The sequence below is a fragment of the Luteibacter sp. P4_E6 genome (genome assembly GCF_056401535.1).
This window is the reverse complement of the sequence record NZ_JBFUJE010000007.1, coordinates 25,182-32,559: the sequence shown is the minus strand read 5'-3', so window position 1 is coordinate 32,559 and position 7,378 is coordinate 25,182. Positions and strand designations below refer to the sequence as shown.

The 7,378-nt window shown below is 66.8% G+C and carries 7 protein-coding genes; 6 read left to right on the top strand and 1 reads right to left on the bottom strand.

Annotation, left to right across the window (positions count from 1 at the left end; genetic code table 11):
• Positions 1-77 precede the first annotated feature (77 nt).
• The 3 genes from AC1DT2_RS01320 to AC1DT2_RS01310 all read left to right on the top strand — a co-directional run bounded on the left by AC1DT2_RS01320 (position 78) and on the right by AC1DT2_RS01310 (position 4,115).
• Positions 78-2,738: an ATP-binding protein gene (locus tag AC1DT2_RS01320; protein ID WP_477293661.1), complete on the top strand. Its 2,661-nt coding sequence runs from the start codon at positions 78-80 to the stop codon at positions 2,736-2,738.
• The gene (locus AC1DT2_RS01315; RefSeq protein WP_213949967.1) at positions 2,735-3,433 is read left to right on the top strand and encodes a response regulator; all 699 of its coding nucleotides are present in this window, start codon (positions 2,735-2,737) and stop codon (positions 3,431-3,433) included. The genes AC1DT2_RS01320 and AC1DT2_RS01315 overlap by 4 nt, the downstream gene beginning before the upstream one ends.
• A 289-nt stretch (positions 3,434-3,722) precedes the next feature.
• Positions 3,723-4,115, top strand: a complete 393-nt coding sequence (locus tag AC1DT2_RS01310) for a hypothetical protein (RefSeq protein WP_477293659.1) — start codon at positions 3,723-3,725, stop codon at positions 4,113-4,115.
• A 54-nt stretch (positions 4,116-4,169) separates the two neighbouring features.
• On the opposite strand, the gene AC1DT2_RS01305 is transcribed toward AC1DT2_RS01310, so the two are convergent.
• On the bottom strand, positions 4,170-4,970 hold the full coding sequence (locus tag AC1DT2_RS01305; protein ID WP_213949965.1) for an AraC family transcriptional regulator: 801 nt from the start codon (positions 4,968-4,970) through the stop codon (positions 4,170-4,172).
• Positions 4,971-5,112: 142 nt separating this feature from the next.
• Between AC1DT2_RS01305 and AC1DT2_RS01300 the strand changes: the two genes are divergently transcribed.
• From AC1DT2_RS01300 to AC1DT2_RS01290, 3 genes are all read left to right on the top strand, one after another.
• The gene (locus AC1DT2_RS01300) at positions 5,113-5,355 is read left to right on the top strand and encodes a hypothetical protein (RefSeq protein ID WP_477293656.1); all 243 of its coding nucleotides are present in this window, start codon (positions 5,113-5,115) and stop codon (positions 5,353-5,355) included.
• A gap of 78 nt (positions 5,356-5,433) precedes the next feature.
• The gene (locus AC1DT2_RS01295) at positions 5,434-5,892 is read left to right on the top strand and encodes a MarR family winged helix-turn-helix transcriptional regulator (RefSeq protein ID WP_063574111.1); all 459 of its coding nucleotides are present in this window, start codon (positions 5,434-5,436) and stop codon (positions 5,890-5,892) included.
• 23 nt (positions 5,893-5,915) lie between these two features.
• A complete protein-coding gene (locus AC1DT2_RS01290; protein WP_477293654.1) occupies positions 5,916-7,376 on the top strand; it encodes an efflux transporter outer membrane subunit in 1,461 nt (486 codons plus the stop codon).
• Positions 7,377-7,378 lie beyond the last annotated feature (2 nt).

The window sequence follows — 7,378 nt, the reverse complement described above, 5'->3', positions numbered from 1 at the left end:
ATTCATCGGCGATACCAGTTTGCCTCAGCCCATCGGCTACCCTTCGCTCATGCACCCTTCGCCCCCGGCCACGCCTCATGACTGACGACCGCGACGCCCGCGCCAACGCGCTGCTCAGTGCCGCGAAGGAAGAGGACGGCCAACGCCTCAAGGTCTTCCTCGGCGCGGCACCCGGTGTCGGCAAGACCTACGCCATGCTTTCCGCGGCCCGCGATCTGAAACGCCAGGGCATCGACGTGGTCGTCGGACTCGTCGAAACCCACGGGCGTTCGGACACCGTCGCCCTGGTCGACGGGCTGGAAGTGCTGCCGACCCGACCCGTGCGCTATGCCGGCCGGGACTTCCGGGAATTCGATCTCGAGGCCGCGCTCGCGCGTCGGCCCGCCGTGTTGCTGGTCGACGAACTGGCTCACACCAATCTTCCCGGTGGCCGCCACACGCGCCGCTGGCAGGATATCGCCGAACTGCTGGATGCCGGCATCGAGGTCTACACGGCACTCAATGTCCAGCACCTGGAGAGCCTCAACGACCAGATCCGCCGGATCACCGGCGTGGCCGTCCGCGAGACCGTGCCGGACGCCTTCCTCGACCGGGCACGCGATATCGTGCTGGTCGACCTGCCGCCGCGCGAACTGATCGGCCGGCTCAAGCAGGGCAAGGTCTATGTGCCGGAAACGGCAGCCGTCGCACTGGATGCCTATTTCTCGCCGACCAACCTCGCCGCCCTGCGCGAGCTCGCCGTGGAAACCGTGGCAGCGCATGTCGACAGTGACCTGCGCGAGCACATGCTCGCCCGTGGCGATGCCATGCCGGTGCGCCGCCGTTGCATGGCTGCCATCGACGGCCACGGGCAGAGCGAATACCTCGTGCGGATCACTCGACGCATCGCGGAGCGTCGTGGCGCGCCCTGGAGCGTGGTCTTCGTCGATCGCGGCGGCCTCGATGCCGAGCGGCGCGAGCGCGTGGATTCCGCGATGCGTCTTGCGCGCCGACTCGGTGGTGAAGGCGTGATCCTGCGCGGCCATGCCGTGGCCGATGAACTGCTCACCTGGGCCGATCGCGAAGGCGTCGGCCAGATCATCGTCGGTCGTACCCGCGAGCGGCCGATCGCCCGGCGCCTCGGGTTCTCGCTCACCCAGCAGCTGCTACGCCGCGGCGCGCACCTCGAGCTGACCATCGTCGCCACGCCGGCCGAACGCGCTCGCGCACGTCGACGCCTGCGCTTCAAGGATGGCGGCGGGTCCCGCCGCGAGTACGCGTTCGCCACGGGAGCGACCGCCATCGCCATGGCGTTGTCGTTCGTTGCCGATCGCTTCCTGTCGGTGGCCAACCTCTCACTGATCTTCCTCACCGCCGTGCTCGTCGTCGCGGTGCGTACGCGCATGGCCGTGGCTGTGTACACGGCGCTGCTCTGCTTCCTGGGTTACAACTTCTTCTTCGCCCCGCCGCGCTACACGCTGGCCATCGCCAACGCCGATGATGTGCTCGCCGTTGTCCTGTTCCTCGTCGTCGCGCTGGTCTGCAGCCGGCTGGCGACACGGCTGGCCGGACAGGTGACGTCGCTGCGCGCTGCACAGGTGCGTGCCCGCGCGTTGGTCGCACTGGGCCAGCAACTGGCGACCAGCGCCGACGCCGACAGCATCCGCAAGGCCGGCGCGGGGGCATTGGCCCGCGCGCTTTCGATCGAGATCGCGATGCTTGCACGCGACGAGAGCGGCCACTTCAAGGTCGTGAACTCGGTTCCCGATGCCTTCGCGTTATCCACGCAGGACCTCGCGGCCGCCGACTGGTGTGAGGGCCATGCCGAGCCGGCAGGCCGCTACACCGATACGCTGCATGCCGCCTCCTGCTGGATGCTGCCGCTCGGCGCCGAACACCAGCGGGCCGGCGTCGTCGCGTTGCGCTTTCCGCTGAGCGCACGCGAGCCCGATGCCGACCGGCGCAGCCTCGCCCTGGCCATGGTGCAGGACATCGGCCAGGCACTCGATCGGGCGCGCCTCGCGCACGAACTGGAAAGCGCGCGCGTGCAGGGTGAAACCGAACGTCTGCGCAGTGCCCTGCTCTCGTCGGTCTCACACGACCTGCGCTCCCCGCTGGCCTCGATGATCGGCTCCGCCGGCACCCTGCTCAGTTACGACGCCCAGCTGCCCGCCAACGAGCGGCACGAACTGCTCCAGGCCATTCTCGGCGAGGGCCAGCGTCTCGATCGTTACATCCAGAACCTGCTCGACATGACCCGTCTTGGCCACGGCACGCTGCAGCTCCATCGAGACTGGGTGGACGCTGGCGAGATCGTCGCCGCTGCCGTGTCGCGCATGCACAAGCTATTTCCCGAGGTGCGGATCGACATGCACCTGCCCACCGACACGGTGCTGCTGCATGTGCACCCCGCGCTGATCGAGCAGGCGTTGTTCAATATCCTCGAGAATGCGGGCCGCTTCACACCGCCCGAGGAGCCGATTCGCGTCACGGTCCGCTCGGAGGCGGGTCGCCTGCTGGTGGACGTGGCCGATCGCGGTCCGGGTATTCCGGAGGACGAGCGGGCGCGGATTTTCGACATGTTCTATTCGGTGACGCGCGGCGACCGCGGCGGCAAGGGGACCGGGCTGGGCCTGGCGATCTGCCGTGGCATGATCGGCGCGCATGGCGGCAGCGTGGAGGCCTTGCCCCACGTGGGCGGAGGCACGACCATCCGGGTCTCACTGCCGCTGCCGCCGCCCCCTACCGAGAACGCATGAACCCCACCGCTCCACGAGTACTGGTGATCGACGACGAAGCGCAGATCCGCCGCTTCCTCGATATCGGCCTGCGTGCCGAGGGCTACCAGGTGCTGCTCGCCGCCACGGGGCAGGAAGGCCTGGGCCTGGCCGTGACGCAATCGCCGGATGTCGTCGTGCTCGACATCGGCCTGCCGGACATGGAAGGCCATGATGTGTTGCGTGAAATCCGAACATGGAGCGAAGTCCCCGTGCTGATGCTCTCCGTGCGTGACTCGGAAAGCGAGAAGGTGCGTGCGCTCGACCAGGGTGCCAACGACTACGTGACCAAGCCCTTCGGCATCCAGGAACTGATGGCGCGCCTGCGTGTGTTGCTCCGTCAGGGCGCCAAGGGTGGTCAGGCCGATGCGCCCGTGCGCTATGACGACGGCAGTCTGGTGATCGACCTCGCGCGCCGCGAAGTGCTGCTCGATGGCGCGCCGGTCGCGCTTACACGCAAGGAATTCGCCGTCCTCTCGCTCCTGGTCCGTCATCCCGGCCGCGTCGTCAGTCAGCAGCAGATCCTCCGCGAAGTCTGGGGTGCGACACACACGCAGGACACGCATTACCTGCGCATCGTCATGGGCAAGCTCCGCCTCAAACTGGGTGACGATCCATCCACACCGCGCTGGCTCAAAACCGAACCCGGCGTCGGCTACCGCTTCCCCGCCACCTGAGCCGCCAAGGCCTGCTTCCCTGTGGCACTTCCTGTGGGAGCCGCTTCAGCGGCGATAGGGTGCTCGCAAATCCGGCACCTAAAGAACGTAGCAGCCGATTCATCGGCGAACAGATGCCCCCAAAACCGGCGCAACCCCACGCGCCAACAAACGCCAAGCGTCGCCTCGAACCCCGCCAACTGTGACGCACTCCACACCCCGGACAACCCGGTACATTTTTCAGACTATTCTGATTTCCATCGACGAATGAACCCATGACCTTCCGCCTCCTCTCACCAAGGAGCACGTCATGCATTCCTCCCCAAACCGCGCTTTCCTTCAGCACGTCGCGGCTGTCGCCGCCCTGCTTACGGCTGTCGCCATCGCGACGCCGGCGTTCGCCCGGTCACTCGCGTGTTCGAGCGAACGCTTCACCACCGGCAAGCGAACGATGCCGAGCTACGACGAAGCCATGGCCGAATGCCTTGCACAGGAAACCGCTATGACGAACCCGGAATCAGGCGCTTTCACACCGTTGCGCTCATGTCACGAGATCGGCTCGAAGGGAAACCATGGGCCGTGGTTGCATGGCCGTATCGGCGTGGACGTGGTTGAGCGCAGCAGCGGGGATCGCTACACATTCGAGGGGATGTGGATGTGCAAGCCGGTGGCCGAGGCCGCCGCAAGCACCCATCGCCGCTGAAGCGGCTCCTACGGAGGAGCGCATGAGTAGCGGCGATGATGTGGGCAATGGCGATTACGTGCCGGTGGCCTGTCGCGCAAGATAGCGACCCGGCGAATCGCCGAAGGCGCGGCGAAACATGGCCACGAAAGCGCTCGGCGTGGCGTAGCCGAGGGCATCGGAAACCACCGAGACGGGCTCGCCGTGCGCCAGGCGTTCGAGCCCGCGCGTCAGCCGCGCCTGCTGCCGCCATTGCGCCACGCTGCACTGGGTTTCCTGGCGGAACAGGCGCGTGAGCGTGCGCGAGGACATGCCGGCCCAGTTGGCCCAGTCGTCGATGCCGCGCGTGTCATGGGGGTTCTCGTACATGGCCATCGCGACACGGCGGAGGCGGCGATCCAGCGGCATCGGCAGATGCAGTGCCTCCACGGGCGCGCGCCGGAGTTCATCGAGCAGGACGGCGAACAGGCGCTCGCGCTCCGGCTCCGGCTCCGCGGTAGCGACGTCGACAGGCCACGTCGCGGCGCGCTTGACGATGGCGCGGAAGAGATCGTTTACCCCGACCACGCACGGCCGATCGGGAAGGACGGACGCGGCACACGGCGCGATGAAGACGCCCCAGGCGTGGCTGGGACCCGCAATGCTCACCGTGTGCATCATCCCCGGCGGCATCCAGCCGGCACGGTGCGGCGGCAGCAGGTAGGAGCCGTGCTCCGTGCGGGTGATGAAAAGCCCTTGTTCCACGTAGAAAAACTGCCCGCGCACGTGGCTGTGCCAGTCCGTTTCACGAAGCGGTATTTCGCCGCGCGCCTCGTAGGCGATGAGCGGCGGGCCGTCGGCGCTCTCGAGGAGCCGATGTAGGACTTCGTCGTGCATTTGGCCGAATCTCGACATAAGTTGGCCCACTAACGATATCAGGCCGATACCTTCCATGGCTAACATTTGCAACCCCAAGCAACTGTCCCTGCGCGCGGCATCCGCCGACACCTGCGCCCGTGACCCTGAAGCGGAGATCCCTATGATCCGTCTCGTCACTACCGATTTAAGCGAATTGAGCGAAGGCCAGGAGGCGGGCGATGCCTTGGTGACCTTCGTCGCCTGTGCCCACGCCATGCTCGATCCGACCACGTCCGAAGACCAGGTCCGCCGACTGGAACCCCGTCTGCTGGCTCAGTTACCGACCCTGAGGGCGCTCGGTGTGTTCGACCTTTTCGAGGTACGCGACGCCGCCCTGGCGGCGCTGCTGGCCGAAGAAGGATGAATATCCGAGAAACCTGAAATATCAGGACAGCACATATTTGCCTTGACAACTATATTTTGGGCAATAGAATGCGTGTCCATGAACAGCCACCTGTGCCTCTCCTACGACGGTCGCGACACCCTGGGTGCCCTCATCGGCATGGTGCGTAGCGAAATCGTCCGCGCGATCGAAGCGGATCTCGCCGCGTTGGGTGCGGACCTGAAGTTCACCCAGTTTCATGTATTGAAACGTCTGGCCACCCACGGCCCGATGACGGCGACGGAACTGGCACGGGCGGTGGACCTGGACGGCGGCGCCATGACGCGGCAGCTCGACCAGCTCGAGTCCAAGGGTTACCTGCGGCGCAAACAGCACGAGCAGGACCGCCGGGCCTTGCGCATCGAGCTGACCGAGGCCGGTGAGGCGCTCTGGAAGCATCTGTACGAAAGCAACATCGCGACGCTGGATCGGGCCCAGAAGGACCTCTCCCACACCGAGCGCGAGCAGTTGCACGATTACCTGGAGCGCGTGCTCAACGCGCTCCGCGACAAAGACTGAACTAAACGTCCGAGGCAAAACGCATGCGTCTGCACACTCTCGTGGCGGCCGTCGGGGCCGCGTTGATTCTTTCCGGCTGTGTCACCAGCCGTGGACTGGATCCGCAGGGTCAGCTCACCGACCCGACCACCCTTCACGCCGACCGTACCCTGTCCAAGGTCGCCGTCTCGCCGGCCGGCTGGCCGTCGGCCGACTGGTGGACCGGGCTGGGCGACAGCCAGCTCACCTCACTGATCGAGGAAGCACTGAAGGACAACCCGGATCTGGCCACGGCCGACGCACGCGTGCGTCAGGCGCAGGCCCAGAGCGCCGGCGCCGATGCCGCGCGCGATCCGACGTTCAACGTCGGTGCGGGCGCCGCCGGCGCGCATCTGCCGGGTTCGTTGCTGCCGTCGCCCCCGGGCAACCACTTCTCGTGGACCAAGTTCGGCTACGGCAACTTCAGCTGGGATCTCGACCTGTGGGGTGGCAAACGTGCCGCGTGGGAAGCCGCACTCGGCAGCCAGCGCGCGACCGAAATCGATGCCCGCGCGGCGCGTATCGAGATTTCCACCAACGTCGCTCGCGCCTACGTGCAGCTCGGCTATGCCTTCACCCAGCGGGACGTGGCCAAGGCCGAACTCGATCGCAGCAACGCCTCGCAGAAGCTGACCGTGCAGCGCGTCGCCGCCGGCGTCGACAACCAGACGCAGGTCAAGCAGGCCGACAGTGAAGTGGCATCGGCCGAGCGCGAGATCGCCGTGTCGGAGCGCGCCATCGATACCGCGCGTATCCAGCTCAGCATGTTGCTGGGCAAAGGTCCGGATCGCGGTATCGAGATCGCCCGCCCGGCCGCGCTGACGCCGTCGGCCGTGGCGATTCCCGCCAACCTGCCCGCGGACCTGCTCGGCCATCGTGCCGACCTGGTCGCCGCCCGCTGGCGTGTCGAGGCGGCATCGAAGGACATCGTCTCGGCAAAGACCGAGTTCCTGCCCAACGTGTCGCTCGGCATTCTCGCCGCGCAGGCCGCGAGTGGTTCGGACAACCTGTTCTCGTCACGTGCGCGCTTCTGGCAGGTGCTGCCGGCGGTCAGCCTGCCGATCTTCGACGGTGGTCGTCTCCGCGCGAACCTGTCGGGCAAGGATGCCGAGTACGACCTTGCCGTCGCGCAATACAACAAGACGCTGGTCGGCGCGCTCAACGAAGTGGCCGATGACCTCTCCGGCCTCGATTCGCTGGGCACGCAGATCCAGGCGCAGCAGCGTGCGCAGGACGCCGCGCAGCAGGCGTACGACCTCTCGCAGCTCCGCTACAAGGCCGGCGTCGGCAGTTACCTGGAATCGCTCGTGGTGCGCCAGCAGCTGCTTGAAGCACAGCAGCGCATGGCCTCCCTGAAGGCGCAGCAGGTCGACACGTCCGTCCAACTCATTCAGGCGCTCGGCGGCGGTTTCCGCCCCGAGGCCGACGACCAGCCGGTCGTCGCCGCCACGCCCGCAACCCACTAAAA

What these genes read in the sequence shown, in the direction of transcription:
- AC1DT2_RS01310 (WP_477293659.1), top strand. Translation starts at nt 3,723, where the DNA reads ATGCATTCCTCCCCAAACCGCGCTTTCCTTCAGCACGTCGCGGCTGTC.
- AC1DT2_RS01315 (WP_213949967.1), top strand. Translation starts at nt 2,735, where the DNA reads ATGAACCCCACCGCTCCACGAGTACTGGTGATCGACGACGAAGCGCAG.
- AC1DT2_RS01320 (WP_477293661.1), top strand. Translation starts at nt 78, where the DNA reads ATGACTGACGACCGCGACGCCCGCGCCAACGCGCTGCTCAGTGCCGCG.
- AC1DT2_RS01300 (WP_477293656.1), top strand. Translation starts at nt 5,113, where the DNA reads ATGATCCGTCTCGTCACTACCGATTTAAGCGAATTGAGCGAAGGCCAG.
- AC1DT2_RS01290 (WP_477293654.1), top strand. Translation starts at nt 5,916, where the DNA reads ATGCGTCTGCACACTCTCGTGGCGGCCGTCGGGGCCGCGTTGATTCTT.
- AC1DT2_RS01305 (WP_213949965.1), bottom strand. Translation starts at nt 4,970, where the DNA reads ATGCACGACGAAGTCCTACATCGGCTCCTCGAGAGCGCCGACGGCCCG.
- AC1DT2_RS01295 (WP_063574111.1), top strand. Translation starts at nt 5,434, where the DNA reads ATGAACAGCCACCTGTGCCTCTCCTACGACGGTCGCGACACCCTGGGT.